General features: G+C 57.3%; 25 protein-coding genes. 15 read left to right on the top strand and 10 right to left on the bottom strand.

Annotated features, from left to right (window positions below):
* The first annotated feature begins 104 nt into the window (after positions 1–104).
* The 5 genes from ggt to gntU all read left to right on the top strand — a co-directional run bounded on the left by ggt (position 105) and on the right by gntU (position 6,124).
* The gene (ggt, locus tag FEM41_RS03825) at positions 105–1,820 is read left to right on the top strand and encodes a gamma-glutamyltransferase (RefSeq protein WP_138094603.1); all 1,716 of its coding nucleotides are present in this window, start codon (positions 105–107) and stop codon (positions 1,818–1,820) included.
* A gap of 471 nt (positions 1,821–2,291) precedes the next feature.
* Positions 2,292–2,987 carry a pirin family protein gene (locus FEM41_RS03820; protein WP_138094601.1) on the top strand — a complete coding sequence of 232 codons (696 nt, stop codon included), beginning with the start codon at positions 2,292–2,294 and terminating at the stop codon, positions 2,985–2,987.
* A gap of 99 nt (positions 2,988–3,086) precedes the next feature.
* Positions 3,087–4,082: a gluconate operon transcriptional repressor GntR gene (gene gntR / locus FEM41_RS03815; RefSeq protein WP_138094599.1), complete on the top strand. Its 996-nt coding sequence runs from the start codon at positions 3,087–3,089 to the stop codon at positions 4,080–4,082.
* 166 nt (positions 4,083–4,248) lie between these two features.
* Positions 4,249–4,773 carry a gluconokinase gene (gene gntK / locus FEM41_RS03810; protein ID WP_138094597.1) on the top strand — a complete coding sequence of 175 codons (525 nt, stop codon included), beginning with the start codon at positions 4,249–4,251 and terminating at the stop codon, positions 4,771–4,773.
* Positions 4,774–4,783: 10 nt separating this feature from the next.
* Positions 4,784–6,124 carry a gluconate transporter gene (gene gntU, locus FEM41_RS03805; RefSeq protein WP_138094595.1) on the top strand — a complete coding sequence of 447 codons (1,341 nt, stop codon included), beginning with the start codon at positions 4,784–4,786 and terminating at the stop codon, positions 6,122–6,124.
* A gap of 138 nt (positions 6,125–6,262) precedes the next feature.
* Here gntU and FEM41_RS03800 read toward each other — a convergent pair whose 3' ends face one another.
* Complete coding sequence (locus FEM41_RS03800; RefSeq protein WP_138094593.1) at positions 6,263–6,859, bottom strand: YhgN family NAAT transporter; 597 nt, start codon at positions 6,857–6,859, stop codon at positions 6,263–6,265.
* A 177-nt stretch (positions 6,860–7,036) separates the two neighbouring features.
* Here FEM41_RS03800 and asd point away from each other — a divergent pair, with 177 nt between their 5' ends.
* The gene (asd, locus tag FEM41_RS03795) at positions 7,037–8,143 is read left to right on the top strand and encodes an aspartate-semialdehyde dehydrogenase (RefSeq protein ID WP_138094591.1); all 1,107 of its coding nucleotides are present in this window, start codon (positions 7,037–7,039) and stop codon (positions 8,141–8,143) included.
* A 225-nt stretch (positions 8,144–8,368) separates the two neighbouring features.
* On the opposite strand, the gene glpD is transcribed toward asd, so the two are convergent.
* A complete protein-coding gene (gene glpD / locus FEM41_RS03790) occupies positions 8,369–9,877 on the bottom strand; it encodes a glycerol-3-phosphate dehydrogenase (RefSeq protein ID WP_138094589.1) in 1,509 nt (502 codons plus the stop codon).
* Between the two features lie 237 nt (positions 9,878–10,114).
* Here glpD and glpE point away from each other — a divergent pair, with 237 nt between their 5' ends.
* The 3 genes from glpE to FEM41_RS03775 all read left to right on the top strand — a co-directional run bounded on the left by glpE (position 10,115) and on the right by FEM41_RS03775 (position 12,115).
* Positions 10,115–10,444 (top strand): thiosulfate sulfurtransferase GlpE, encoded by a 330-nt coding sequence (glpE, locus tag FEM41_RS03785; RefSeq protein ID WP_138094587.1) that lies wholly within the window; start codon positions 10,115–10,117, stop codon positions 10,442–10,444.
* A gap of 67 nt (positions 10,445–10,511) precedes the next feature.
* The gene (glpG, locus tag FEM41_RS03780) at positions 10,512–11,342 is read left to right on the top strand and encodes a rhomboid family intramembrane serine protease GlpG (RefSeq protein ID WP_138094585.1); all 831 of its coding nucleotides are present in this window, start codon (positions 10,512–10,514) and stop codon (positions 11,340–11,342) included.
* A 14-nt stretch (positions 11,343–11,356) separates the two neighbouring features.
* Positions 11,357–12,115, top strand: a complete 759-nt coding sequence (locus FEM41_RS03775; RefSeq protein WP_138094583.1) for a DeoR/GlpR family transcriptional regulator — start codon at positions 11,357–11,359, stop codon at positions 12,113–12,115.
* A gap of 45 nt (positions 12,116–12,160) precedes the next feature.
* On the opposite strand, the gene nfuA is transcribed toward FEM41_RS03775, so the two are convergent.
* Both nfuA and gntX read right to left on the bottom strand, forming a co-directional pair.
* Positions 12,161–12,736 (bottom strand): Fe-S biogenesis protein NfuA, encoded by a 576-nt coding sequence (gene nfuA / locus FEM41_RS03770; protein ID WP_138094581.1) that lies wholly within the window; start codon positions 12,734–12,736, stop codon positions 12,161–12,163.
* Positions 12,737–12,794: 58 nt separating this feature from the next.
* Complete coding sequence (gene gntX / locus FEM41_RS03765; protein WP_138094579.1) at positions 12,795–13,478, bottom strand: DNA utilization protein GntX; 684 nt, start codon at positions 13,476–13,478, stop codon at positions 12,795–12,797.
* Between the two features lie 34 nt (positions 13,479–13,512).
* On the opposite strand from gntX, the gene bioH reads away from it, so the two are divergent.
* Entirely contained in the window at positions 13,513–14,292 is a 780-nt protein-coding gene (bioH, locus tag FEM41_RS03760) for a pimeloyl-ACP methyl ester esterase BioH (RefSeq protein WP_138094577.1), read from the top strand.
* 17 nt (positions 14,293–14,309) lie between these two features.
* Here the strand turns inward: bioH and FEM41_RS03755 are convergent, their stop codons facing one another.
* Positions 14,310–15,326 carry a helix-turn-helix transcriptional regulator gene (locus tag FEM41_RS03755; RefSeq protein WP_138094575.1) on the bottom strand — a complete coding sequence of 339 codons (1,017 nt, stop codon included), beginning with the start codon at positions 15,324–15,326 and terminating at the stop codon, positions 14,310–14,312.
* Positions 15,327–15,442: 116 nt separating this feature from the next.
* Between FEM41_RS03755 and FEM41_RS03750 the strand changes: the two genes are divergently transcribed.
* On the top strand, positions 15,443–16,192 hold the full coding sequence (locus tag FEM41_RS03750) for an SDR family oxidoreductase (RefSeq protein WP_168198756.1): 750 nt from the start codon (positions 15,443–15,445) through the stop codon (positions 16,190–16,192).
* Positions 16,193–16,220: 28 nt separating this feature from the next.
* Positions 16,221–17,828 carry an FGGY-family carbohydrate kinase gene (locus FEM41_RS03745; protein WP_421805397.1) on the top strand — a complete coding sequence of 536 codons (1,608 nt, stop codon included), beginning with the start codon at positions 16,221–16,223 and terminating at the stop codon, positions 17,826–17,828.
* Positions 17,829–17,893: 65 nt separating this feature from the next.
* Here FEM41_RS03745 and feoC read toward each other — a convergent pair whose 3' ends face one another.
* The 4 genes from feoC to FEM41_RS03725 form a co-directional block, all read right to left on the bottom strand.
* Positions 17,894–18,133 (bottom strand): [Fe-S]-dependent transcriptional repressor FeoC, encoded by a 240-nt coding sequence (gene feoC, locus FEM41_RS03740; protein WP_138094571.1) that lies wholly within the window; start codon positions 18,131–18,133, stop codon positions 17,894–17,896.
* A 16-nt stretch (positions 18,134–18,149) separates the two neighbouring features.
* The gene (gene feoB / locus FEM41_RS03735; protein ID WP_138094569.1) at positions 18,150–20,465 is read right to left on the bottom strand and encodes a Fe(2+) transporter permease subunit FeoB; all 2,316 of its coding nucleotides are present in this window, start codon (positions 20,463–20,465) and stop codon (positions 18,150–18,152) included.
* Between the two features lie 59 nt (positions 20,466–20,524).
* Positions 20,525–20,749: a ferrous iron transporter A gene (gene feoA, locus FEM41_RS03730; protein WP_138094567.1), complete on the bottom strand. Its 225-nt coding sequence runs from the start codon at positions 20,747–20,749 to the stop codon at positions 20,525–20,527.
* A 292-nt stretch (positions 20,750–21,041) separates the two neighbouring features.
* On the bottom strand, positions 21,042–23,378 hold the full coding sequence (locus FEM41_RS03725) for a Tex family protein (protein WP_138094565.1): 2,337 nt from the start codon (positions 23,376–23,378) through the stop codon (positions 21,042–21,044).
* 165 nt (positions 23,379–23,543) lie between these two features.
* On the opposite strand from FEM41_RS03725, the gene greB reads away from it, so the two are divergent.
* Positions 23,544–24,065 (top strand): transcription elongation factor GreB, encoded by a 522-nt coding sequence (gene greB / locus FEM41_RS03720; RefSeq protein WP_138094563.1) that lies wholly within the window; start codon positions 23,544–23,546, stop codon positions 24,063–24,065.
* Here greB and FEM41_RS03715 read toward each other — a convergent pair.
* The gene (locus tag FEM41_RS03715) at positions 24,046–24,804 is read right to left on the bottom strand and encodes a FadR/GntR family transcriptional regulator (protein WP_138094561.1); all 759 of its coding nucleotides are present in this window, start codon (positions 24,802–24,804) and stop codon (positions 24,046–24,048) included. The two genes, greB and FEM41_RS03715, sit on opposite strands and share 20 nt — an antisense overlap.
* Before the next feature lie 224 nt (positions 24,805–25,028).
* On the opposite strand from FEM41_RS03715, the gene FEM41_RS03710 reads away from it, so the two are divergent.
* Together FEM41_RS03710 and FEM41_RS03705 are read left to right on the top strand one after the other, a co-directional pair.
* A complete protein-coding gene (locus tag FEM41_RS03710; protein WP_138094559.1) occupies positions 25,029–25,769 on the top strand; it encodes an SDR family oxidoreductase in 741 nt (246 codons plus the stop codon).
* A 32-nt stretch (positions 25,770–25,801) separates the two neighbouring features.
* A complete protein-coding gene (locus FEM41_RS03705) occupies positions 25,802–26,647 on the top strand; it encodes a fumarylacetoacetate hydrolase family protein (protein WP_138094557.1) in 846 nt (281 codons plus the stop codon).

Below are 26,647 nucleotides of genomic sequence, written 5' to 3'. Positions count from 1 at the left end.
AGGTTTTGATAATTATATCGCTTTTTTATCCCTGCCGATGGTTTTTCAGCCACATTGGGCCAGTATTAAACTGGAATTGTTCGGGAAAATGGGAGAAAAACAAGATGAAGCAGTGGATTATTGGGTTGGCGCTGGGCTTAAGTTTTCAGGTGATGGCGGCGCCGCCGCCGGTCTCTTATAGCGTGGAGGAAGATGTCTTTCACCCGGTGAAAGCCCGTAACGGGATGGTGTCATCGGTGGACGCTATCGCGACCCGGGTTGGGGTGGATATTCTTAAACAGGGCGGCAATGCGGTGGATGCTGCGGTGGCGGTCGGATTCGCGCTGGCGGTGACCCACCCTCAGGCGGGGAATCTGGGGGGCGGGGGCTTTATGATGCTGCATACCGCCTCGGGCAAGGTGACGGCCATCGACTTTCGCGAAACGGCGCCGGCTCGGGCCAGCCGCGATATGTTTCTTGATGACAAAGGCAACGCCGACAGCAAAAAGTCGCTGACCTCGCATCTGGCTTCCGGCACGCCAGGTACCGTGGCGGGGCTGACCCTGGCGCTGGGAAAATACGGTTCGTTACCGCTAAATAAAGTGATGCAACCCGCGATTGGTCTGGCCCGGAAGGGGATCGTGGTTAACGACGCGCTGGCGGACGATCTGAAGCAATACGGGAGCGAAGTGCTGCCGCAGCACGCCAACAGCCGCGCTATTTTCTGGAAAGCGGATAAGCCGCTGGCGAAAGGGGAACGGCTGGTACAGACGAACCTGGCGAAAAGCCTGGAGATGATTGCCGAAAACGGTGCAGATGCCTTTTATAAAGGCCATATCGCTGAGCAGATCGCCACTGAGATGGCGAAGCACGGCGGTCTGATTGATAAAGCCGATCTGGCGGGCTATCGGGCGGTGGAACGCACGCCGGTACGCGGCGACTATCGCGGCTATCAGATTTACGCCATGCCGCCACCTTCCTCTGGCGGGATCCATATCATTCAGATCCTCAATATCCTTGAGAATTTCGACCTGGCGAAGTACGGCTTCGGCAGTGCCGACGCCATTCAACTGGTGGCGGAAGCGGAAAAATATGCCTATGCCGACCGTTCGAAGTATCTGGGCGATCCCGATTTTGTGAAGGTGCCGGAAGCCGCACTGACCAGCAAAGCCTACGCCAAGTCGCTGGCACAAAAGATTGATCTGAACAGGGCGCGCCCGTCGTCAGAGATAGGACCAGGGAATCTGACGCCTTATGAGAGCGATCAAACCACCCATTTTTCGGTGGTCGATAAGGCCGGTAACGCCGTGGCCGTAACCTATACGCTGAACACCACCTTCGGTACCGGCATTGTGGCAGGGGATACCGGGATTCTGATGAATAACGAGATGGACGATTTTTCCGCTAAACCGGGCACGCCTAACGTTTACGGGCTGGTGGGCGGCGAAGCTAACGCCGTGGGACCGCGCAAGCGACCGCTCTCTTCGATGTCGCCAACCCTGGTGCTAAAAGATGGTAAGACCTGGTTGGTGACCGGCAGCCCTGGCGGTAGCCGGATTATCACCACGGTGTTGCAGATGGTACTCAATACCATTGATTTTGGAATGAACGTGGCGGAAGCCAGCAATGCGCCACGTTTTCATCACCAGTGGCAGCCGGATGAGCTGCGACTGGAAAAGGGTTTTAGTCCGGATACCATCAGGCTGTTAAAACAGAAGGGACAGAATGTGGTGGTGAAACCGGCTATGGGCAGCACCCAGAGCATTATGGTGGCGCCGGACGGTACGCTGTATGGCGCGGCCGATCCCCGTTCAGTCGATGATTTGGCGGCTGGCTATTAACCATAGCGGCGGCGTAGCGCGTCGCCGTTTTTCTACCCGCCTCAGTGGGTTATCGAAAACCCTTTAAACATCATTGGCTTTTACCTGGGTTTTAATCGCATTTTTTTCTAAAAAAGGCTGGACACATGCGAATGATAATGATTATTATTGCCATGCATTCAGGGGACACCCTCCCAGGGTGAAGTCCTGAAAGCACGACATTGCTCACATTGCTTCCAGTATTTCTTAGCCAGCCTTGCGCTGGCTTTTTTTTATCCCGACCTTCTGTTCTGGTTCAGAGAAACTGAAGCTTATCGCACCAGGCGGTAAGGTGAACCGACGCCTTCTGCCTTCCGGGTTGTGTAGGCCCGTTTCCTTATTGCCTGTGACTTGTTCATTTTTTTTGAACAGAGGAGTCAATTTTCACCCTCTATGATTGCAAGCGGTTCGCGTCCACACTTAGGACATCAACGAATTCATGAGGGGGTACAGATGATTTACTTACGCAAAGCGAACGATCGCGGCCACGCTAACCACGGCTGGTTGGATACCTGGCACTCATTCTCTTTCGCCGATTACTACGATCCGAACTTTATGGGCTTCTCCGCGCTGCGGGTGATTAATGAAGATGTGGTAGACGCCGGGCAGGGCTTCGGTACCCACCCCCATAAAGATATGGAGATCCTGACCTATGTGCTGGAAGGCGCGGTGGAGCATCAGGACAGCATGGGGAATAAGGAACAGGTACCCGCCGGTGAGTTCCAGATTATGAGTGCCGGAACCGGCATTCGCCATTCGGAATACAACCCGAACAGCGACCAGCGTCTGCGCCTGTATCAGATCTGGATAATCCCTGAGCGGACCGGCATTACGCCGCGCTATGAACAGCGTCGCTTCGACGCCCTGCAGGGGCGCCAGTTGGTGCTGTCGCCGGATGCCCGTGACGGCTCCCTGAAGGTGTATCAGGACATGGAGCTTTGGCGCTGGGCCCTGAACAATGGGGAAGAGAGCCGCTTTGAGGTTCGCGAAGGGCGCCACGTCTGGATTCAGGTGGTAAAAGGCGAAGTTACGGTAAATGGCACCACAGCCACCACCAGTGACGGTCTGGCAATCTGGGATGAACAGATGCTGTCGGTTCAGGCCAGTCAGGACAGTGAAATTCTGCTCTTCGATCTGCCGCCGGTGTGAGCGCGCTGCCAGACCTCTCAACCTTCTCCGTAACAGGGGAAGGTTGAGCCCTGTCCATGCTAAACTGAGGCGATTATCACCGATAAACGCTTCAGGACGATGAAAAAGAAAAGACCCGTACTTCAGGATGTGGCCGATCGCGTTGGCGTGACCAAAATGACGGTCAGCCGATTTTTACGTAATCCCGAACAGGTCTCCGTCGCGCTGCGGGACAAAATTGCCGCTGCGCTGGATGAGCTGGGCTATATACCCAACCGCGCGCCTGACATACTCTCTAACGCGACCAGTCGTGCGATTGGCGTGCTGCTGCCGTCCCTGACCAACCAGGTTTTTGCCGAGGTGCTGCGCGGTATTGAAAGCGTTGTTGATGCGCATGGCTATCAGACCATGCTGGCGCACTACGGCTATAAGCCGGAGATGGAGGAGGAGCGCCTGACCTCGATGCTTTCCTGGAATATCGACGGCCTTATCCTGTCGGAACGTACCCACACGCCGCGTACCCTGAAGATGATCGAGATCTCCGGTATTCCGGTGGTGGAGTTAATGGACAGCGTTTCACCCTGCCTGGATATCGCTGTGGGGTTCGACAACATTGAAGCCGCCCGTCAGATGACCGCCGCCATCCTTGCCCGTGGCCATAAAAATGTTGCCTATCTGGGGGCGCGTCTGGATGAACGTACCCTGATGAAGCAGCAGGGATATGAACAGGCGATGCGTGACGCGGGTCTGACGCCCTATAGCGTAATGGCGGAACGATCCTCTTCTTATTCTTCTGGCGTAGAGCTGTTTCGTCAGGCCCGGCGCGAGTATCCGGAACTGGATGGCATCTTCTGTACTAACGATGACCTGGCGGTTGGCGCTGCGTTTGAGTGCCAGCGTCTGGGGCTGCGTATTCCCGATGATATGGCCATTGCCGGTTTTCACGGCCACGATATTGGTCAGGCGATGGAGCCGCAGCTGGCCAGCGTGCTGACGCCGCGTGAACGGATGGGACGCATCGGCGCTGAACGCCTGCTGGCGCGCATTCGCGGTGAGGCAATCTCCCCGCAGATGCTCGATCTGGGCTTTACCCTTTCTCCGGGAGGCTCAATCTGAATGACCTCAATATTTGATGTAGTTCACAATATTCGATCTTAGCACGGGATGGTGGTTGCTTCTTATGTTAGCGGCATCGACAATGTTACCGATAACAGTTACCCGTAACATTATTTCTTTCCGTAATTAGTTGTTTTCTTTCTTTTGTGCCAGTCGGAGTTACGCTATGAGCACTATCAATCACGATCATCACGTCTACGTCCTGATGGGCGTTTCTGGTAGCGGTAAATCCGCCGTCGCCAGCGAAGTAGCCCATCAGTTGAACGCGGCGTTCCTGGACGGCGACTTCCTTCACCCGCGCAGCAACATCGTTAAGATGGCGTCCGGTGAACCGCTGAACGATGATGACCGCACCCCATGGCTGCGCGCTCTGAATGACGCCGCTTTTGCTATGCAGCGTACTAATAAAGTATCGCTCATTGTCTGTTCCGCGCTGAAAAAACGCTACCGCGACCTGCTGCGTGAAGGTAACGATAACCTCTCTTTCATCTACCTGAAAGGGGACTACGACCTGATCGAAAGCCGCCTGAAGTCGCGTAAAGGCCACTTTTTTAAACCGCAGATGCTGGTAACGCAGTTTGAGACTCTGGAAGAGCCTCATGCCGATGAACGTGACGTACTGGTTGTGGATATTAACCAGCCGTTGGATGGTGTGGTGGCAAGCACCATTGACCTGATCAATAAAAAATAAAGGCTGTGTTGTGAGTACATTAACGCTTGTTTTAACAGCGGTAGGTTCAGTATTGCTGCTGCTGTTTTTAGTTATGAAGGCACGTATGCATGCTTTCGTGGCTTTGATGGTTGTTTCTATTGGCGCGGGCCTGTTTTCCGGGATGCCGCTGGATAAAATTGCCAAGACCATGGAAAAAGGCATGGGGGGAACCCTGGGCTTCCTGGCGGTGGTGGTGGCGCTGGGCGCCATGTTCGGCAAGATCCTGCATGAAACCGGTGCGGTGGATCAGATTGCGGTGAAGATGTTGAAGTCCTTCGGCCACAGCCGCGCCCACTATGCCATCGGTCTGGCGGGCCTGATTTGTGCACTGCCGCTGTTCTTCGAAGTGGCTATCGTGCTGCTGATTAGCGTGGCTTTCTCAATGGCGCGTCATACCGGTACCAACCTGGTGAAACTGGTGATTCCGCTGTTCGCCGGGGTGGCCGCTGCGGCTGCCTTCCTGCTGCCGGGACCGGCGCCGATGCTGCTGGCTTCCCAGATGCATGCCGATTTTGGTTGGATGATCCTCATCGGCCTGTGTGCGGCAATTCCGGGAATGCTGATTGCCGGACCGCTGTTCGGTAACTTTATCAGCCGCCACGTGGAATTGAATATCCCCGACGATATCACCGAGCCCCATCTGGGCGAGGGGAAATTGCCCTCCTTTGGCTTCAGCCTGTCGCTGATTCTGCTGCCGCTGGTACTGGTGGGACTGAAAACCATCGCCGCTCGCTTTACCGTAGAAGGCTCGACCCTCTATGAGTGGCTGGAGTTTATCGGTCATCCCTTCACCGCTATCCTGGTGGCCTGTCTGGTGGCGATCTACGGCCTGGCGATGCGTCAGGGTATGCCGAAAGACAAGGTGATGGATATCTGCGGCCAGGCGCTGCAGCCGGCGGGGATTATCCTGCTGGTGATTGGCGCAGGCGGCGTATTTAAGCAGGTGCTGGTAGATTCTGGCGTAGGTCCGGCACTGGGCGAAGCGCTGACCGGTATGGGTCTGCCTATCGCGATTACCTGCTTTGTGCTGGCGGCGGCGGTTCGTATTATTCAGGGCTCCGCCACTGTAGCCTGTCTGACTGCGGTCGGGCTGGTGATGCCGGTTATCGAGCAGCTTAACTACAGCGGCGCGCAGATGGCGGCACTCTCTATCTGTATCGCTGGCGGCTCCATTGTGGTTAGCCATGTGAACGACGCAGGCTTCTGGCTGTATGGTCGCTTTACCGGCGCCACCGAGGCTCAGACCCTGAAGACCTGGACGCTGATGGAAACCATTCTTGGTACCGTTGGCGCGATTGTCGGTATGGTAGCCTTCCAACTGCTTTCCTGATAGCGGTTGGGTTAGGCGAATAAAGGGCTTCCGAATGGAAGCCCTTTATCGTTTCTGCAACGGAGAAAATAATCCCGGAATCCGACCCGTATTGATCGTAAATGATGCCGTCGTCTGTTCCGGGCGGCTAGCTGCGATTTACAGGCCCTTTATCCAGGCACGGATACCATCCAGGAACATCTGGGTGGCGATCATCACCAGCACCAGCCCCATCAGGCGTTCCAGCGCGTTAACGCCCTTTTCTCCCAGCAGACGCAGAAACAGCGAAGACTGCAATAGAATCAGCGCGGTACCGCCCCAGGCGACCAGCAGGGCGATCACCAGCTCGCTCATCTGGCCGGGATACTGGTGAGAGAGCAGCATCAGGGTGGCCAGTAGCGTCGGTCCCGCCAGCAGCGGAATCGCCAGCGGCACGATAAAAGGCTCCTCGCCAGCGGGCAGGCCGCTGGCATTCCCTTCCTGACCTGGGAAGATCATCCGAATCGCTATCAGGAACAGAATAATACCGCCGGAGATCGAAACCGTCTCCGCCCGCAGATTCAGAAAGCTCAGAATCCTTTCGCCCGCGAACAGGAAGACAAGCATCAGTAGTAATGCGATAAACAGCTCGCGAATCATAATCGCACGACGGCGCTTCGGCTCCGTGTGCTTCAGCACCGACATAAATATTGGCAGGTTGCCCAGCGGATCCATAATCAGGATTAGCAACACTGCTGCGGAGATAATTTCACTCATAGCGGGTTTTCTCTGGCGACGGTAGCCCTGACCTTATGATAAGCCGGGTTACTAATGGGGCCGCGATCATTGATTAATTTCACTTGCGACTTTGGCTGCATTTTGTATGGTGAATGACTGTACCAGTATCACCGCTGGGATGCACAACAGGCACATACCTCTCAGGAATTACTCATTATGAAAAATGTTGGTTTTATCGGCTGGCGTGGCATGGTCGGCTCCGTATTGATGCAGCGCATGCAGGAAGAGCGCGACTTCGACGCCATTCGCCCCGTCTTCTTCTCTACCTCTCAGACTGGCCAGGCGGCTCCCGCATTTGCCGGGAACGTCGGCAGTACGTTGCAGAACGCTTACGATCTGGAGGCACTGAAGGCGCTGGACATTATTGTGACCTGTCAGGGCGGCGATTATACCAACGAAATCTACCCTAAGCTGCGTGACAGCGGCTGGCAGGGGTACTGGATTGATGCAGCCTCATCGCTGCGCATGAAAGACGACGCCATTATTATTCTGGATCCGGTCAACCAGCAGGTTATCGACGCAGCCCTGAATAATGGTGTGAAAACCTTTGTGGGGGGTAACTGCACCGTTAGTCTGATGCTGATGTCACTGGGTGGTCTGTTTGCCAACGATCTGGTGGAGTGGGCTTCCGTGGCGACCTATCAGGCGGCGTCCGGCGGCGGGGCGCGCCATATGCGTGAACTGCTGACCCAGATGGGGCAGTTGCATGGTTACGTGGCGGAGGAACTGGCCGATCCGGCTTCCGCGATCCTCGATATCGAACGCAAGGTGACCGGTCTGACCCGTAGCGGCGAGCTGCCAGTTGATAACTTTGGCGTGCCGCTGGCAGGTAGCCTGATCCCGTGGATCGACAAGCAGCTGGAAAATGGCCAGAGCCGCGAAGAGTGGAAAGGGCAGGCGGAAACCAACAAGATTTTGGCCACAGATTCAGTGATTCCGGTAGATGGTCTGTGCGTGCGCGTCGGTGCCCTGCGCTGTCATAGCCAGGCGTTTACCCTGAAGCTAAAGAAAGATATCTCTATCGCCACTATCGAAGAGATGCTGGCTACCCACAATGACTGGGTGAAGGTGATTCCCAACGATCGCGAACTGTCGATGCGTGAACTGACCCCGGCGGCCGTGACCGGCACTCTGAATACGCCGGTTGGGCGTCTGCGTAAGCTGAATATGGGGCCAGAGTATCTCTCTGCCTTTACCGTTGGCGATCAGCTGCTATGGGGCGCCGCAGAGCCGCTGCGTCGTATGTTGCGCCAACTGGCCTGATAGTATACCGGTATCAGTCTCAGGGAGCCTTCGGCTCCCTGAGACTGATGACAAACCCCAGACCGAACTCGTTCGGCCTGAATCATCAGAAATATAAACAAGGAAAATCAATTTATTGATTTTCGGCAGCTCAACCACAAAGAGGGAAAAACCACGTTTTTTCCCTCTTTGTCATCAACCTGAGGGAGCCTTCGGCTCCCTTCTCTTTAAGATGTTGGTGTTGTCTTAGGACGCCAGCGATAACGCGGTCTTGCCGGGATGTTCCGCCAGCCACTGGGCCACGCGGGCCTGCTGTTCTTCGTTCAGCCACATGCCGAGTTTGGTGCGGCGCCAGATGGCGTCGTCCAGCTTGCGCACCCACTCGTGTTCCACCAGGTAGCGCAGTTCGGCTTCATAGAACTCGTGACCGAAATCCTCACCCAGATCGCTCAGTGAGTGGACATTCTCAAAAATCTTCTCGCTGTTGCTACCGTAGGTGTGGGCGTAGTGGCGCGCCAGGCTTTCGCTGAGCCAGCTATGGCGACGGCGCAGCTCTGCAGCATAGTCGTCGCGATTGCCCTGGAATTCACCACCGGGCAGAACTCCGGTTTTGGTCCAGGCCGGACCGATATTGCTGTAGTAGTGGGTCAGTTTTTCCATGGCGTGCTCAGCCAGCTTGCGGTAGGTGGTAAGCTTACCGCCGAACACTGACAGCAGCGGTGCTTTGCCGTGCTCGTCGTGGACGTCCAGGGTGTAGTCGCGGGTGATGGCCTGCGGCGAATCGGATTCGTCATCGCACAGCGGACGCACGCCGGAGTAGGTCCAGACAATATCGTTGCGGCTGAGCTGTTTTTTAAAGTGTGCGTTGTAGACCTTCAGCAGGTAATCGATTTCACCGTCATCGATCTTCACGTCCTGCGGATCGCCGTGATATTCCTGGTCCGTGGTTCCGATAATCGAAAACTCGTCCAGCCACGGAATCACAAACACAATACGCTTATCTTCGTTCTGCAGAATGTAGGACTGAGGCTGATTATGAGCGCGTGGCACCACGATGTGGCTACCTTTGATCAGGCGGATGCCGTAAGGCGAAGGCAGATGCAGCCCTTCGTCAAAGAAGGATTTCACCCAGGGGCCGGTAGCGTTGACCAGACCGCGCGCCTGCCAGCTGAAACGCTCGCCGGTATCGATATCCTCGGCTTCCACAATCCAGAGACCGTTTTCGCGGCGGGCCGAGGTGGCACGGGTACGGGTCAGCACTTCACCGCCTTTACGCACCACCATCTGGGCATTCGCCAGCACCAGACGGGCGTCATCCACCCAGCAGTCAGAATATTCGAAACCGCGCACGATTTCCGGCTTCAGGACCGAATCCGCGCCAAAACGCAAACCACAGGAACCCGGAAGGCTGGTGCGCTTACCCAGGTGATCGTACAGAAACAGTCCGGTGCGGATCATCCAGGCCGGGCGCAGGTGCGGACGGTGCGGCAGGCGGAAGCGCATCGGGAAGGCGATATGGGGGGCCAGCTTCAACAGTACTTCACGCTCGGCCAGCGCTTCGCTAACCAGGCGGAATTCATAATGTTCCAGGTAGCGCAGGCCACCGTGAATCAGTTTGGAACTGGCGGAAGAGGTGGCGCAAGCCAGATCCTGGGCCTCGAGCATCAGCACGGAGAGGCCGCGTCCGGCGGCGTCTGCCGCGATACCGGCACCGTTGATGCCGCCACCTATAACAATCAGATCTTTGGTTTCCATGCTGTCCTCATCACTTTCGTTATAGCTCAAAAATGTTCGTTATCGCTCATGATAGCAAAGAGAACGCGCTTTTGGTAACCAGGAAAAAACATTTTCGCGTGATATACATAACACAATGGCGTTTTAGCTATCCGGGAACGTAAACCTGGCGTTACCATTGGAGGCCGTGGCGCTGTGCTTTGTCGGGCGCCTGCCACCGGGTTTTCACCTGCGATAACAAGAGATATAGAGAGTTATATGGATCAGTTTGAAACAATCACGATTGAAGAGACGCACCAGAAACTGAAACAGGGCAGTGCGGTACTGGTGGATATTCGCGATCCGCAAAGTTTCGCCCTGGCTCACGTGCCGGACGCGTTTCACCTCACCAATGACACCCTGGTGTCTTTTATGCAGCAAACCGACTTCGAAACGCCGGTGATAGTGATGTGCTATCACGGCGTGAGTAGCCAGGGGGCGGCCCAGTATCTGCTGCAGCAGGGCTTCGAGCAGGTTTATAGCGTGGCGGGCGGTTTCGAGGCCTGGCATCGCCAGTTCCCCGAACAAGTCAGCCATGAGGCCGGTTAAAGGTCGGCGTTAGCGGGGGGACGGGGTATACTTCCCCCCTCTGTATGGATAATCCCGGCGAACGTCTATGTTAATGATTACCTCGTTCGACAACCCGCGCGTGGCGCAGGCGTTTGTCGATTATATGGCGACCCAGGGGGTCGTGCTCACCATCCAGCAGCATGCGCGCAGCGACGTCTGGCTGACGGATCCTCGTGAAGAGGGGCGGGTGCGCGAGGCGCTGGCCCACTTTCTGGAACATCCTGAAGATCCCCGTTATCTGGCCGCCAGCTGGCAGACCGGTCAGACCGGCACCGGGCTGCGTTACCAGCGCTATCCCTTTATGGAAACGCTGCGCCAGCGCGCCGGACCGCTGACTTTCCTGGTGGTCGCCGCCTGTATTGCCGTTTTTATCCTGATGCAGATCGTCGGAGATCAGAGGGTGATGTTATGGCTGGCCTGGCCGTTCGATCCGGCGCTCAAATACGAATTGTGGCGCTACTTTACCCATGCACTGCTCCACTTCTCGTTACTGCATATCCTTTTTAACCTGATATGGTGGTGGTATCTGGGCGGGCCGGTGGAAAAACGGCTCGGTACCGGCAAACTGCTGGTGCTGACGTTGATCTCCGCCCTGCTGAGCGGTTTTATACAGCATAAGTTTAGCGGAGCCTGGTTTGGCGGCCTTTCCGGCGTGGTTTACGCGCTGATGGGCTATGTCTGGCTACGCGGCGAACGCGATCCCGATAGCGGGATTCAGCTACCGCGCGGGCTGATCGCCTTTGCGCTGATCTGGTTGATTGCGGGGTGGTTCGATCTGTTCGGGCTCTCCATCGCCAACGGTGCCCACGTGACCGGGCTGCTGGTGGGGCTGGCGATGGCGCTGGTGGACACCCTGCATGCGCGTAAACGAACGTAATCAGGAGTAGAAATGTGAAGCAAACACAACGTCATGACGCGATTATTGAGCTGGTTAAGCAGCAGGGATACGTCAGCACCGAGGAACTGGTGGCGCAGTTTTCCGTCAGTCCTCAGACTATCCGTCGCGATCTGAACGACCTGGCCGAGCAGAATATGATTATGCGCCATCACGGCGGTGCGGCGCTGCCCTCCAGCTCGGTCAATACCCCCTGGCATGACCGTAAGGCGACTCAGACCGCTGAAAAGGAGCGCATTGCCCATAGGGTGGCGAGCGAGATTCCCAATGGGGCGACGCTGTTTATCGATATCGGCACCACGCCGGAAGCGGTGGCCCACGCGCTGCTCGATCACCAGGATTTGCGGGTTGTGACCAATAATCTGAATGTGGCGACCACGCTGATGGCGAAAGAGGATTTTCGCATTATCCTCGCCGGTGGCGAGCTGCGCAGTCGTGACGGCGGCATAATCGGCGAGGCGACTCTGGATTTCATCTCTCAATTCCGGCTCGATTATGGCATCCTGGGCATTAGTGGGGTGGACGGCGACGGTTCGTTGCTGGAGTTCGACTACCACGAAGTGCGCACTAAACGCGCCATTATCGACAACTCACGCCACGTGATGCTGGTGGTGGATCACTCCAAGTTCGGTCGTAATGCGATGGTGAATCTGGGCAGTATCAGTCTGGTGGATGCAGTCTATACCGATGTGATGCCGCCAGCGGGGGTAATGCAGGTGATAAGCGCCCATAATGTGCAACTGGAACTGTGTTAATTCGGGCGTGACGTCCCTCTCCCCATTGGGGAGAGGGAAAAGGACTTAGTAGTATGAGTGCTCGCCGCGCTGATGTTCAGTGAGATCGCGCACCCCTTTCAGTTCAGGGAACTCATTCAGCAGTTGCTTCTCGATACCCTCTTTCAGAGTGATATCGACCATTGAGCAGCCGTTACAGCCACCGCCAAATTGCAGAATGGCGTAACCGTCATCGGTGATTTCCATCAGCGATACCCGACCGCCGTGGCCCGCCAGTTGCGGGTTAACCTGAGACTGAATCATATACTCCACGCGCTCGATCAGCGGCGCATCGTCAGACACTTTACGCATTTTGGCATTCGGCGCCTTCAGTGTGAGCTGGGAACCCAACTGATCGGTCACGAAGTCAATTTCTGCATCTTCCAGGAACGGTGCGCTTAATTCATCGACATAAGCGGTCAGCTGTTCGAATTTCAGTTCGGTATCCGTCGCCTCTACGGCATCCGGCGGACAGTAGGAGACGCCGCATTCCGCATTCGGGGTACCCGGGTTGATGACGAATACGCGAATCTGGGTCCCTTCCTCTTGATTGGCCAGCAGTTTGGCGAAGTGTGCTTGTGCAGCATCGGAAATACGGATCATAGCATTGGCCTGATAGTTGACTGGTTTACTCGGTTATAATACGCCCATCCGGGAGGGGCTACAAGGTGCGGCACAGGCACCATACCTGGGTGGCCGCGGCGCCATGGCGCGCCAGCAGTCTGGCGATTTCGCCGACGGTACTCCCGGTGGTGATCACATCGTCCACAATAGCGATATGGCGCCCGGCGACCGGGAATTCAAGCTGAAAGGCGTTTTTCAGGTTGGCTGCCCGCCGTCTGGCGTTGAGATGGTGCTGTAGCGGCGCGGCGCGCAGACGGCGCAGCGCTGCCGGCGGGTGATCGCATCCCAGCCAGCGAGCGAGCGGTTCTGCCAGTAGCGCGCTTTGGTTAAATCCACGTCGCCACTGGCGGCGCAGGGCCAGAGGGACGCTAACGATCAAGTCCGGGAGCGGTAACGCCCGATCGCGGCGGGCGGCCAGAATGTTCAGCAACATCAGGCGAGCCAGCGGTGACGCCAGCGCCACGCCGCCGCTGAATTTGAACTGGTGCACCAGCGTGCTGAGCGGACGCTGGTAATCACCCACGGCCACCATATGTTGCCAGGGAGGCGGTTTAGCCACACAGCGTCCGCAGAGCGAGGGGCTGGTACGGGCAGGCAGGCCGCAGCACGGACAGCGATGACGCGGTCGAATCAGAACGCGAGTACAGCAACTGCACAGCCCGTGAGACGCGAGCGTCAGGGGCATCTGGCATAGCCAACAGCGGGTCGGGATTGATAGCATACGTACCTCCTTCACGATGATGAGACCATAACCGATGAGTAAGCTCTGGTGGCAGACCCTGGGTACGGGGAAAGAGCATCTTGTGCTGTTGCACGGATGGGGACTGAATGCGGAGGTGTGGCGTTGCATCAGCGATCGGCTGGCCTCGCAATTTACTCTGCATCTGGTGGATCTGCCGGGATATGGCCGCAGCCAGGATTATGGGCCGATGACGCTGGCGGCGATGGCGGAAGAGGTGATGCGTCACGCGCCGCCGCGGGCCTTGTGGTTAGGCTGGAGTCTGGGCGGGCTGGTCGCGAGCCAGGCGGCGCTAACGCAGCCGGAGCGGGTAAGCGGGTTGATTAGCGTGGCTTCTTCGCCCTGTTTTGCCGCCAGGGAGGCATGGCCGGGCATTAAGCCGGAGGTGCTGTCAGGCTTTCAGCAGCAACTAAGCGAAGATTTTCGTCGTACCGTCGAGCGCTTTCTGGCGCTGCAAACGCTGGGGACTGAAACCGCGCGTCAGGATGCCCGCCGCCTGAAAGAGGTGGTGCTTAACCAGCCGATGCCGACGGTGGAAGTGTTGAATGGCGGGCTGGAGATCCTTAAGCAGGAAGATCTGCGCGAGCCGATGGTCGACCTGACGCTGCCTTTCCTGCGGATTTACGGCTCTCTGGACGGTCTGGTACCGCGCAAGGTGGCGCCGCTGTTGGATGAGCACTGGCCTCGCAGCGAATCGCTGGTGCTGCCGAAAGCGGCCCATGCGCCTTTTATCTCTCATCCCGAGGCGTTTTGTCAGGCGGTGGAAGACTTCTGCAGGAAAATTTCCGCAGGATAACGTGCATATTTTATCGTTTACGCCTTAACGTGAAGCGGCGGGATCTGCACTATCTCCGGAGTGGTATTGTCCATGTCTATAAGAGTGAATGCCGCTTCGAGCATTTTCGGTACATCCTGCTTAACCATATCAATATTTCGGTTGAGGAGCGTCACGAAGGGATCCCAGTCGAAGCATCCCAACGGCGGTAGTGGCTGTGCGGTTGTTCTGTTCCTGGATAGCTCTCTTAGCACGCCTTCCAGTGAAATCGTGGAGTTAACGAATAGTCCGTTAAGTTGATTTTCTGGTCCGGAACAGAAGTCGGCAAGGGCGGTTTCTGCCTTTTCTGATGCATATCCACAGGGCAACAGACAGGCGTCTGGCACGGCCACGCGATAGTCGGAGTGCGCATCAAGGAATCCGCGCAGCCGCTCCCGGGTGTTGTAGTCTGACCCGCGACCGCCGATGAACACCAGGGGCAATGCGCTTCCTTTGTGGCGCATCACATTGTCCAGAATGCGGCTGGTCAACGCTTTGGCCCCGGCGTAGTTATCGGAGATGACTGATGGTGCCAGGGTTCCCGGCAGGTCCAGATTCAGAGAACGTACACCTGCCTGAACACAGAGCTGGGTGATTTTGTCGGGCTGCGTGGCTCCGGTGGCGATGACCCAATCCACCTGCCAGGAGAGCATATTTCGTGCGGCTTCCAGCTCCAGATCGGGATCTCTGCTGGTACAGGTCACAAAGGGAAACAGGCCGCGTGCGCGCGCCATGGCCTCAAACTTTTCCACAATTGCGCCAAAATAACGGTTGTCATATTTGGGAACGATCATACCAATGACGCCAGACTTGCGGCTGCGTAGTAGACTGGCCTGTCGGTTGACTGTGTATCCCTGCTGTTCGGCAATACGCATAACCTGTTCGGCTCGTCCGGGGCTGATGCGGCGCTTTTTCCATGAGCCATTAAGGATTGCACTGACGGCACTGGCCGATATTCCCGTCAGTTGCGCCAGATCGTAAATCGTGGTCTTCCTGTTTTTTTTGATGTCAGTCACAGGTTAACTTCTCCGCTTTATATTTCGCTTGTTACTACTATTTAGAGTTGCTAGATCTGCTTCATCGATTGAGCTGGTTGTGAATTAGCCAATAGCCATCATCGGAGGAATATAAAATGAGCAACTCTGTTACCGCCATGAATCACCCCCTCCAGGGGAAAGTAGCCGCTATCACCGGCGCCGCATCGGGTATCGGGCTTGCCTGTGCCCAGGCCCTGCACAGCGCTGGCGCCACGGTAATACTAATCGACCGTGATGCCGCCAGTCTGCAAAAAAGCGTTACTGAAATGGGTGAAAATGCCTTCGCATTGCAAATTGACCTGATGAAGCCTGAACAGGTCGATGGCCTGCTGGAGGGGATCCTGAAGCTGGCTGGTCGACTGGATATTTTCCATGCTAACGCTGGTGCCTATGTGGGCGGCCCTGCGGCCGAGGGGGATCCGGATGTTTGGGATCGGGTTTTGAATCTGAATATTAATGCGGCCTTCCGTTGTGTACGTGCCGTCCTGCCTCATCTGATTGAGCAGAAATCCGGCGATATTCTGTTCACCAGTTCTATTGCTGGTATTGTGCCTGTGATTTGGGAACCCATTTATACCGCCTCTAAATTTGCCGTTCAGGCCTTTGTGCACACCACGCGTCGACAGGTGGCGCAGCATGGGGTGCGGGTCGGTGCTGTACTTCCCGGGCCAGTGGTAACCGCACTGTTGGATGACTGGCCGAAGGCTAAGCTGGAAGAGGCATTAGACAGCGGTAGTCTGATGCAGCCAACAGATGTGGCTGATGCTGTGCTGTTTATGGTTACACGGCCAAAACATGTCACCATTCGCGATCTGGTCATCCTGCCAAATAACGTTGACCTCTGACCTTCTCCCTCTTTCCGGATAATGCATGATGAACTGTGATAAAGCTGTTATTGGCGTGGATGTTGGTTCAGGAAGCGCACGAGCGGGTGTATTTGATGCTGACGGCAATCTGCTGGCACACGCATCGCGAAAAATAACCCTTTACCGTGATAGCGGCGATCGGGCGGAACAGTCCAGCCGGGAGATTTGGCTGGCGGTTTGCCACTGCGTCCGGGAGGCGGTAGTTACCTCCGGCGTATCGCCATTAGCGATTGCGGGGATGGGGTTTGACGCAACCTGTTCCCTGGTTGTGCTGGGAGCAGGGGGAGAGCCGCTGCCGGTGGGTGAGAGTGAAGCTCCTGAACGCAATATTATTGTCTGGATGGATCATCGGGCGACGGCTCAGGCCGAACGTATTAATGCCACACAACATCCGGTGCTTCGCTATGTCGGAGGGCGTATCTCACCGGAAATGGAAACGCCCAAGCTAGCCTGGCTGAAAGAGCAGCGCCCTGAAATATATAACGGCGCCTGGCAATTTTTTGATCTGGCCGATTTTCTGACGTGGCGCGCTACCGGGGATCTCGCTCGTTCCGTTTGCACCGTCACCTGTAAATGGACCTACCTTGCGCATGAGCAACGTTGGGATCCGGATTATTTCCGCGCCATTGGTCTGCACGATCTGGCGGATGACGATTTTGCGCGTATCGGCCAGCGTATTGTCGAACCAGGCACACCTTGCGGGCAGGGATTAACAGAGGAAGCCGCAACCGCGATGGGGCTACCGGTGGGTACATCGGTTGCGGCTGGTCTGATTGATGCGCATGCGGGCGGTATTGGCACCGTGGGGGTGAGTGGGGGAGCCACTCGCAGCCTTGGATACGTCTTTGGCACCTCATCCTGCACCATGACCTCAACCCGTGAGCCGGTATTCGTGCCGGGCGTCTGGGGGCCTTACTATTCGGCAATGGTCCCGGGGTTGTGGCTGAACGAGGGGGGACAAAGTGCCGCTGGCGCAGCGATAGACCTATTGCTGGCACTCCATCCCGCAGCCCCGGAGGCCAGAGAGCAGGCGAAACTTACCGGTGTTTCTCTGCCTGTCTGGCTGGCGGACAGAGCGCTGGAAGCCGTATCCGATGCTTCATACGCTGTCGAGCTGGCGAACGGTTTACATATCGTGCCGGAATTTCTGGGAAATCGGGCGCCGTTTGCCGATCCAGACGCGCGTGCCGTTATTGTTGGACTGGGTATGGAGCAGGATCTAAAAAGCCTGATATCACTCTATATCGCGGGGATCTGCGGTATCGGTTACGGTCTGCGACAGATACTCGGCGTTCAGAGTGAGCGGGGCATCAAAACGGAAAATATCGTCATCAGCGGAGGCGCCGGGCAGCACCCACTGGTGCGGCAACTGCTGGCGGATGCCTGTGGCTTACCAGTACTTTCTACCCGCTCTCAGGAGCCTGTGTTACTGGGAGCCGCTATTCTTGGCACAGTGGCTGGTGGATTAGCACCCAGTGTGGGTGATGCCATGGCGAACATGGTTGTGGCTGATACTCGCTATGAACCTTCCAGTGATGTATCAGAACTGCATGTTCGGCGCTATGAGGCATGGATACTGCTACAGCAAACGGCAAAAGCTATTCGTCAGGCTTAAGCCACATCATAGGCAGGAAGTACGACAGCGCTCCGGTATGTTCTGAAATGCGGGTGCTCGTCTCTTCAGACCTTCAGCATCCAGCGCTCCGTCAGGCAGCGCTGGCCTTCCGGGCAACTGCGGCAGCTGCCGGAAAGGCAGCCATCGGCTTCATCGGGCACCCGCACCGTTCTGCCCATGGCTTCCAGCCGCTCCAGCATGGCGGTGACCAGCGGCAGTGGGGCGCCCAGCGTCTCGCTAATCTGACGCGCTTCCATCCGCCCGCGCAGCGCCAGCAAATCCCGAACCTGAGTCAGGGTAGCCATAGGTAGCCTGGTCTCCTTAGTGGCAGTCGCCAGCGTGGGACCGACAGCCGTCCGGTTTCCTGGCTGGCGCCAGCAGGTTGACGTCCACCCGGCTACGCATCCGCCGCAGCGTCACGAGCAGCGCCAGGTTAAACAGCACCACCACGGCAATGGCTGTCGTACTATAGCGTGGATGTTCGCTAAAGGTGGCGCACTGATAGTAGAGGGTCGCCAGCGAGTAGCCGATGTTCAGCCCCCACAGCACCGAAAAGGTCATCCAGCCACGGCTCGATTCGCGGGCGATAGCCCCCATTACCGAGATACAGGGGATGTAGAGCAGCACGAAAATCAGATAGCTGTAGGCGGCGGCATCGCTGCCGAACTTACTGCTCATCACACCCATGGCGCCGCTGGCCATCTCGCCGTCACCCTTGCTGGCTTCGATGGGGTTAGCCAACACGCTCAGGCTGAAGGTCTCTTTCAGGCTCTGCCAGGTGTCATCAACCGCGCCTTTCAGTTCGTCGCTCAGGCTGAAGGTGGCGGGATCAAACTCGTCAGCGTGGATATCCTCGGCGGTATACAGGGTGTTCAGGGTGCCGACCACCACCTCTTTTGCCATGGCGCCGGTAAACAGCCCGACGGTAGCCTGCCAGTTATCCTGATGAACGCCGATCGGCGCCAGCAGTGGCGTTAGCACTTTACTCACCGAAGCGAGCGCGGAGTCGTTAATGCTATCGACGGTCTTGCCGCTGAACGAAAAGCTGTTCAGAGCACCGATAAAGATACTGACGATGACAATCACCTTACCGGCCCGCAGCACGAAGCCTTTCAGGCGCTGCCAGGTTTGCAGCAGCAGGCTCTTCATATGGGGAACGTGATAAACCGGAAGCTCCATCACAAAGGGGGTCGCTTCGCCGCGCATCAGCGTATATTTCAGCACCAGCCCGGTGACGATCGCCATCACAATCCCCAGCAGATAGAGCGAAAAGACCACCGTGGCGCCCTGCTTGCCGAAGAAGGCGGAGGCGAAGACGGCGAAAATCGCCAGACGGGCGCCGCAGGACATAAAGGGCGCCATCATAATGGTCATCAGACGTTCGCGCGGCGCATCCAGGGTACGGGCCCCCATGACCGACGGCACATTACAGCCGAAGCCGACGATCAGCGGCACGAAAGATTTACCAGGCAGCCCCAGCGCCTGCATCAGGCGGTCCATAACGAAGGCGGCGCGTGCCATATAGCCGGAGTCTTCCAGGAAGGAGAGGAACAGGTACATCATGCCAATCTGCGGCACCAGCGGTAGCACGGTGTTGATACCGCCGCCCACCCCCTGGGCCAGGAAGATGGTCAGCCATTCCGGGAAGTGCAACGCATCTCCCAGCCAGCGGGTACCGTGAATAAAGATTGCTACCGAACCGCCGTCAAAGATGGGCTGAAGGGCGCCGCCGATATTGATCGCCAGCAGGAACATCAGGTACATCACCAGCAGAAACACCGGCAGCCCCAGCAGACGGCTGAGCACGATTTTGTCCAGCGCCACGGTCAGACGATTAGGCGCGGCGGTCAGGCTGTTGCTGACCTCATCGCATATTGCGGCGATGCTCTGATAGCGGGCATCGGCAATGCTCAATGCCGGATCCTCAATTTGGGTGCTCAGCCGCGCCAGGGCGCCGTCGAGATCCCCGGCAACGCTGCCCGCCAGATGGCGGCTATAAATATCGCCTTCCAGCATTTGTAGCGCCAGCCAGCGCCGTTCGCTGTGGGGTTGGGTGGCTGGCATCCGCTCGGCAAGCTGTTCGGCTTCCGCCAGCAGCGGCTGAGGATAGTGCACCAGCTCGATGGCGGTATTACCGCGATGGCGGTCAACAGCCAGTTTCAGACCGTCGATACCCCGGGCGCGGGTGGAGACCAGCGGTACTACCGGGCAGCCCAGACGGGCGGAAAGGGCGTCGATATCGATACGGATCTGCTGCTTTTCGGCAATATCCAGCATGTTCAGCGCTACCACGCAGGGAATGCCCAGCTCCAGCAACTGCAGCGTCAGATAGAGGTTACGCTCCAGGTTCGAGGCATCCACTACGTTTATCAGCATATCGGCGTCGTTGCTCAGAATGTAGTGGCAGGCGATCTGCTCATCGAGAGAGGTCTGGGAAGAGATAGTGGTCAGGGAGTAGGTGCCGGGCAGATCCACCAGTGTGACCGCATGGTCGGTGGTGGTGAACTGCCCCTCTTTACGTTCGACAGTTACGCCAGACCAGTTGCCGACCCGCTGGCGGGAACCGGTCAACTGATTGAACAGCGTGGTTTTGCCGGAGTTAGGGTTGCCAATAAGACCGATAGTGAGTTTTTTCATTTGTAGTATCGCAACGTGAAAGTGGTTCGCGGCGCCTGAAGCTCCAGGCGCCAGTCCGGTCAGGCGAGCGCTTCCAGGGAGAGTAGCGCCAGGTCTTTCTTACGTAGTACCAGGCTGATACGGCGCGTTTCTATCTGTACCGGATCGCCGAAAGGCGCCACCCGCACGACCCGGAATGAAGAGCCAGGCAGCATCCCGAGAGAGAGCAGCTTCTGACGCCAGGCCGGACTGATTTCCCGGGAAAATCCGGTAATTTTCCACGAACTGTTCGCGTGCATATGCATAGAATCCCCTGTGAACGAGACCGATCGGCAAAAAACCTGGCCACCGCAGGCGACCAGGAAAAAACCTGAAAAAGTATGAGGCAATGATAATGAGAACAATTTTTATCTTCAATCTGAAGAAGGGGGTTAAATGCGTTTTTTTTGAGCGTAAACAAATTTAGCGCTCGGGGCGGGATAACGAAGGGTTAATAAAGTTATCTGTCGGTAAGAAGGTTTTAGAAAATGGGCCAATGTTACTTTTATGTTGGCGCGGAAAGAGGCCGCCGGTGCAGGATACCGGCGGCTTTCTGGGTTAGCGCTTCTTGCCGAAGGCGGCCGCCAGAGCATCGCTCATGGCGCTGTTACCCGCAGGCGTGCTTTCTGCCCGCCGGGGTTTACCCGCCGGACGGCTACGATCGCGGCCATTGCCGTTACCGGCGTTGCCGGAAGCGGAACGGCGGCTACCGGTATCGCCGGGTTGTTCATCCAGCCGCATGGTCAGCGCGATACGCTTACGCGCCATATCCACATCCAGCACCTTCACCTTCACGATATCGCCCGCTTTCACTACTTTGTGGGGATCGTCAACGAAGCTGTCGGACAATGAAGAAATATGGACCAGGCCGTCCTGATGAACGCCGATATCCACGAAGGCGCCGAAGTTGGTGACGTTAGTGACCGCCCCTTCCAGCACCATGCCGGGCAGCAGATCGTTCATGGTTTCCACGCCGTCGGCGAATTTGGCGGTCTTAAACTCGGGGCGCGGATCGCGGCCCGGTTTTTCCAACTCTTTGATGATATCGCTGACGGTCGGCACCCCGAATTTGTCGTCGGTAAAGTCCACGGCCTTCAGATTACGCAGGGCGCTGCCGTTGCCCATCAGATCGCGCAACGCCTGCTCAGTCGCCGCCAGAATGCGTTCCACCACCGGGTAGGCTTCCGGGTGAACGGTGGAGGCATCCAGTGGGTTATCGCCGTGGTTAATACGCAGGAAGCCAGCGCACTGTTCAAAGGCCTTCGGCCCCAGACGGCTTACCTTCAGTAACTGCTGGCGGTTGCTGAACTGGCCGTTTTCGTCGCGCCAGGCCACGATATTTTGCGCCATCATGCGCGTCAGACCCGCTACCCGGGTCAGCAGAGGGACCGAAGCGGTGTTCAGGTCAACGCCAACGGCGTTTACGCAGTCTTCCACCACCGCGTCCAGCTTCTTCGCAAGCTGGCTCTGGCTGACATCGTGCTGATACTGGCCCACCCCGATGGATTTAGGATCGATCTTCACCAGCTCTGCCAGCGGATCCTGAAGGCGGCGGGCGATAGAGACCGCGCCGCGCAGCGACACGTCGAGATCCGGGAATTCCAGCGCCGCCAGCTCGGAAGCGGAATAAACCGACGCCCCGGCCTCGCTAACGATCACCTTCTGGGCGGTCACTTTGGGGAACTGCTTCTGAACGTCCAGGTAGAAACGCTCGGTCTCGCGGGAAGCCGTACCGTTACCGATCGCCACCAGCTCAACGTTGTATTTTTCGCAGAGCGCGGCTACTACGGTCGCCGCTTTGGCCGCCTGACCGGTGTGGGGGTAAATCGTGTCGGTGGCGACCAGCTTACCGGTGGCGTCCACCACTGCGACCTTAACGCCGGTGCGTAGACCGGGATCGAGGCCCATAGTGGCGCGCAGCCCGGCTGGGGCCGCCATCAGCAGGTCATGCAGATTACGGGCGAAAACGTTGATAGCCTCGTCTTCGGCGCGTTCCCGCACCGTGCCCATCAGCTCAGTTTCCAGGTGCATCAGCACCTTAATACGCCAGGTCCAGCTCACTACCGCACGGCGCCAGCTATCCGCCGGAGCGTTGTTCAGACGCAGGCCCAGGTGGTCGATAATAATCTGTTCGCCGTGACTCTCTTTCGGCGGCTCGTCGAACTGCGGATCGGGGTTCAGGGAAAGTTGCAGTACGCCTTCGTTACGACCGCGGAACATTGCCAGAGCGCGGTGGGAAGGCACTTTGGCGATGGGTTCATGATGGTCGAAATAGTCGCGAAACTTGGCTCCTTCTTCTTCCTTGCCGCTCACGACACTTGCTACCAGATCGGCGTTCTTCCACAGGTAGTCACGCACTTTAGCCAGCAGGGCCGCGTCTTCTGCGAAGCGCTCCATCAGAATGTAGCGAGCGCCGTCCAGGGCGGCTTTCGCGTCGGCGACCCCTTTATCGGCATCGATATAGCTTTCCGCTTCCTGTTCCGGGGTGAGGGAAGGCGTGTTCCACAGGCTGTCCGCCAGTGGTTCCAGACCGGCTTCGATGGCGATCTGCCCACGGGTACGGCGCCTGGGCTTATAGGGAAGGTAGAGATCTTCCAGTTCGGTTTTGCTCAGGGTGCCATTAATGGCCGTGGCCAGTTCACTGGTCAGCTTGCCCTGCTCATCGATGGATTTCAGAATCGCCTGGCGGCGATCGGACAGCTCGCGCAGGTAGCCCAGACGGGTCTCCAGTTGGCGCAACTGGGTATCGTCCAGCCCGCCGGTGACCTCCTTACGATAACGTGCGATAAACGGCACGGTGTTCCCTTCATCCAGCAGACGAACCGCGGCTTCTACCTGTTCGGCCCGGGCCTGCAGCTCACCGGCGATAATGCGACAGAGCGAATCATTCATCATGGCTAAAATTTCATCTTGTGAGTACCAAAAGTCAGGGGACAGTTATACGGACTGACGGCGAAAAATGCCAGTCGCAGCGGCCGGGCAGCGGGGAATCAGACAGTTCCTCGCATGTGGATATTGCTGTTATGATTTATGTCAGCGTTTGAATTCGGGAATATGGCTGTGGGCACCAAACTGATTACCCGGGAAGGGTATAACAAGCTGAAACAAGAGCACGATTACCTGTGGAACGAGAAACGCCCGGAGATCACTAAAATCGTCTCCTGGGCTGCGAGTCTGGGTGACCGCTCGGAAAATGCCGACTACACCTATAACAAGCGACTGCTGCGCCAGATCGATCGTCGGGTGCGCTTTCTGAGGAAGCTGCTACCGGTGCTTTCAATCGTCGATTATTCGCCGCAGCAGGAAGGACGCGTTTTCTTTGGCGCGTGGGTGGAAATTGAAAACGAAGCAGGAGATGTGAAGAAGTTTCGCATTGTCGGCCCGGAGGAGATCTACAGCGAGCGCAAAGACTATATCTCCATTGATTCGCCTATGGCCCGGGCGCTGCTGAAAAAGCAGGTGGACGAAGAGTTTGTGGTCCAGACACCGGAAGGCGAAAAACTCTGGTTTATCAATGCCATTGAGTATCCGAAGGGCGATGCCGCGTTGGATGATACCGGCTTCAGACCGCTCCGCGGCTGAAAATGGCGATGACCTGCGTCAGGTGCGCCTTCATCGCCTGGCGCGCTGCGCGTACGTCCCGGGCTTCCAGCGCTTCCAGAATGGCGCGGTGCTCCAGTTCCGAGCGGTGCGGCATATCCTGCGGCGTGTAATGGCGCTGCAGCATACGGAACATACTGCCGTAGCGGTGGCCCAGCAAATGGCTGATGATAAAGGCAAGCGTAGGATTACCGCTGGCCCGGGCGATGCGAATATGAAACAGGCGATCCCCGGGATGAGTGACCGAGCCCGCGCGGTTATCGCGGCAGTTCTGTTCCCAGGCGCTGCGGATCCCCGCCAGCTCCTCATGGCTTGCGTGGCGCGCCGCCAGCGCTGCGGTTTCCGGTTCAATCAGCAGTCGGGTTTGCAGTAGCGAAAACGGCGGCAGTTCGGCGTTCAAATCCAGACTGATACCCAGTTCGTTATCCACGTCGCCCCACTGATCGCGCCCGGCCTGAGTCATTACCGGCTCCTGGCGGGCGTCTGGCGTCTGCGCCTTCACAATCACCCCGTTACCGACCTTCACATCCACCAGTCCTATCACTTCCAGCGCAATCAGCGCTTCACGCACCGAAGCCCGGCTCACCTGAAGCTGACGCGCCAGTTCGCGTTCCGGCGGCAGGCGGCTACCGGGAGGAAACTCGCCATTCTCGATGAGCTTGTGCAGTTGATCGGCTATCTGTCTGTATATCCTTGGGTTTTCAAGTCGGGTGATCGGCATGGGTTACCTTTTCTTACCAGTTTGAAGTGACTGAGTGCACAAAAAACAATCAGGAAACTTGAGTAATCGTTATCTGGGTGTAAAAAAATAGTTAATCCGAAACGCTGTTTTGAGATCTGAATAACCCATAACTGTACACACAATAACCCGTTACTCCGGTTTTGTCATGGTGCCGTCGGCGGCTAAAGGCCTGACCATTAGACCGAAGTAGCGAAGGAGTCACTATGGATTTAGCAGGTAAGCGAGCGCTGATAACCGGCGCCGGACAGGGGATTGGCTATAGCACCGCCAGACTATTCGTGGAGGCCGGTGCCGAAGTGATTGGTTGCGATCTGAATCCCGCGTCTCTGGAGGCGATCGCCGGTATTCAGGCCGTTACCCTGGATGTGACTGACGGTGCTGCGGTCGCGGCGGCAGCTCAAAGGCTGGGGCCAGTGGATGTACTGTTCAACTGCGCCGGAGTGGTGCACAACGGCTCGATTCTTGAGTGTCGCGAAGAGGAGTGGCGTTTCGCCATGGATCTTAACGTGACGGCGATGTTCCACACCATTCGCGCCTTTCTGCCCGCCATGCTCGAGCGCGGCGGCGGCTCCATTATCAATATGTCATCGGTGGCCTCCAGCATCAAAGGGGTGGCTAACCGTTTTGCCTATGGCGCCAGTAAAGCGGCGGTCATCGGTCTGACCCGTTCGGTGGCGGCGGACTACATCACCCGGGGAGTTCGCTGTAACGCCATTTGTCCGGGCACCGTGGAGTCGCCATCGCTACGCGATCGCATTGCCAGCCAGGCTCAGGCCCAGGGCAAAAGCGTGGAGGAAGTGTACCAGGCCTTTGTGGCCCGCCAGCCCATTGGCCGCATCGGTAAGTCTGAAGAAATTGCGCAACTGGCGCTCTATCTGGCCTCTGACGCAAGCGGCTATACCACCGGCACCACACAGATTATTGACGGCGGCTGGAGCAACTGACGCCTGTTTACCTTCAAAAATTGGGGAACCACATGAAATTACTGCGTTATGGAGAGCCGGGCCAGGAGCGTCCGGGGGTACTGGATAAAGCGGGGCTGATTCGCGATCTTTCCGGGTATATCCCGGATGTGGCAGGTCCTGCGCTATCGGCAAAAAGCCTGGACCATCTGAAGAGTTTGGATATCGAGGCGCTGCCTCACGTGCCGGGACAGCCGCGCATCGGTGCCTGTGTGGGCAATATCGGCAAATTTATCTGTATCGGCCTGAACTACGCCGACCATGCGGCGGAGACCGGCGCTGAGATTCCGAAGGAGCCAGTGGTATTTAACAAGTGGACCAGCGCGGTGGTGGGCCCTTATGACAATGTGCTGATCCCACGCGGTTCAGAGAAGACCGACTGGGAAGTGGAGCTTGGGGTGGTGATCGGCCGTGCCGCCAGCTACATCAGCGAACAGGAGGCGATGGATTACGTGGCGGGGTACTGCGTGGTGAACGATGTCTCCGAGCGCGAATACCAGATCGAGCGCGGCGGCACCTGGGATAAAGGCAAGGGCTGCGACACTTTCGGCCCCATTGGCCCGTGGCTGGTCACAACCGATGAGGTGCCGGCTCCTCATAACCTGAAGATGTGGCTGGAGGTGGACGGCAAGCGCTATCAGAACGGCAGCACCAGCACCATGATCTTTAACGTGCCGCAGATAGTCAGCTACCTGAGCCGTTTTATGAGCCTGCAACCCGGGGATGTGATTTCTACCGGCACGCCGCCGGGCGTGGGAATGGGCCAGAAACCGCATCCGGTGTACCTGCGTCCCGGTCAGACCATGCGTCTGGGGATTGAGGGACTGGGCGAACAGCGTCAGCAAACCCGGGGGGCCTGA

It is taken from the genome of Jejubacter calystegiae (assembly GCF_005671395.1).
Taxonomy (GTDB): Bacteria; Pseudomonadota; Gammaproteobacteria; order Enterobacterales; family Enterobacteriaceae; genus Jejubacter; species Jejubacter calystegiae.
The sequence above is the reverse complement of the archived record's forward strand: the minus strand, read 5'-3'. Positions and strand labels throughout refer to the sequence as shown.

What these genes read in the sequence shown, in the direction of transcription:
- FEM41_RS03705 (WP_138094557.1), top strand. Translation starts at nt 25,802, where the DNA reads ATGAAATTACTGCGTTATGGAGAGCCGGGCCAGGAGCGTCCGGGGGTA.
- FEM41_RS03715 (WP_138094561.1), bottom strand. Translation starts at nt 24,804, where the DNA reads ATGCCGATCACCCGACTTGAAAACCCAAGGATATACAGACAGATAGCC.
- gntR (WP_138094599.1), top strand. Translation starts at nt 3,087, where the DNA reads ATGAAAAAGAAAAGACCCGTACTTCAGGATGTGGCCGATCGCGTTGGC.
- feoC (WP_138094571.1), bottom strand. Translation starts at nt 18,133, where the DNA reads ATGGCTACCCTGACTCAGGTTCGGGATTTGCTGGCGCTGCGCGGGCGG.
- asd (WP_138094591.1), top strand. Translation starts at nt 7,037, where the DNA reads ATGAAAAATGTTGGTTTTATCGGCTGGCGTGGCATGGTCGGCTCCGTA.
- FEM41_RS03710 (WP_138094559.1), top strand. Translation starts at nt 25,029, where the DNA reads ATGGATTTAGCAGGTAAGCGAGCGCTGATAACCGGCGCCGGACAGGGG.
- FEM41_RS03800 (WP_138094593.1), bottom strand. Translation starts at nt 6,859, where the DNA reads ATGAGTGAAATTATCTCCGCAGCAGTGTTGCTAATCCTGATTATGGAT.
- glpG (WP_138094585.1), top strand. Translation starts at nt 10,512, where the DNA reads ATGTTAATGATTACCTCGTTCGACAACCCGCGCGTGGCGCAGGCGTTT.
- glpE (WP_138094587.1), top strand. Translation starts at nt 10,115, where the DNA reads ATGGATCAGTTTGAAACAATCACGATTGAAGAGACGCACCAGAAACTG.
- ggt (WP_138094603.1), top strand. Translation starts at nt 105, where the DNA reads ATGAAGCAGTGGATTATTGGGTTGGCGCTGGGCTTAAGTTTTCAGGTG.
- FEM41_RS03820 (WP_138094601.1), top strand. Translation starts at nt 2,292, where the DNA reads ATGATTTACTTACGCAAAGCGAACGATCGCGGCCACGCTAACCACGGC.
- FEM41_RS03745 (WP_421805397.1), top strand. Translation starts at nt 16,221, where the DNA reads ATGAACTGTGATAAAGCTGTTATTGGCGTGGATGTTGGTTCAGGAAGC.
- gntX (WP_138094579.1), bottom strand. Translation starts at nt 13,478, where the DNA reads ATGCTATCAATCCCGACCCGCTGTTGGCTATGCCAGATGCCCCTGACG.
- FEM41_RS03725 (WP_138094565.1), bottom strand. Translation starts at nt 23,378, where the DNA reads ATGATGAATGATTCGCTCTGTCGCATTATCGCCGGTGAGCTGCAGGCC.
- FEM41_RS03750 (WP_168198756.1), top strand. Translation starts at nt 15,443, where the DNA reads ATGAGCAACTCTGTTACCGCCATGAATCACCCCCTCCAGGGGAAAGTA.
- feoB (WP_138094569.1), bottom strand. Translation starts at nt 20,465, where the DNA reads ATGAAAAAACTCACTATCGGTCTTATTGGCAACCCTAACTCCGGCAAA.
- nfuA (WP_138094581.1), bottom strand. Translation starts at nt 12,736, where the DNA reads ATGATCCGTATTTCCGATGCTGCACAAGCACACTTCGCCAAACTGCTG.
- feoA (WP_138094567.1), bottom strand. Translation starts at nt 20,749, where the DNA reads ATGCATATGCACGCGAACAGTTCGTGGAAAATTACCGGATTTTCCCGG.
- gntK (WP_138094597.1), top strand. Translation starts at nt 4,249, where the DNA reads ATGAGCACTATCAATCACGATCATCACGTCTACGTCCTGATGGGCGTT.
- bioH (WP_138094577.1), top strand. Translation starts at nt 13,513, where the DNA reads ATGAGTAAGCTCTGGTGGCAGACCCTGGGTACGGGGAAAGAGCATCTT.
- glpD (WP_138094589.1), bottom strand. Translation starts at nt 9,877, where the DNA reads ATGGAAACCAAAGATCTGATTGTTATAGGTGGCGGCATCAACGGTGCC.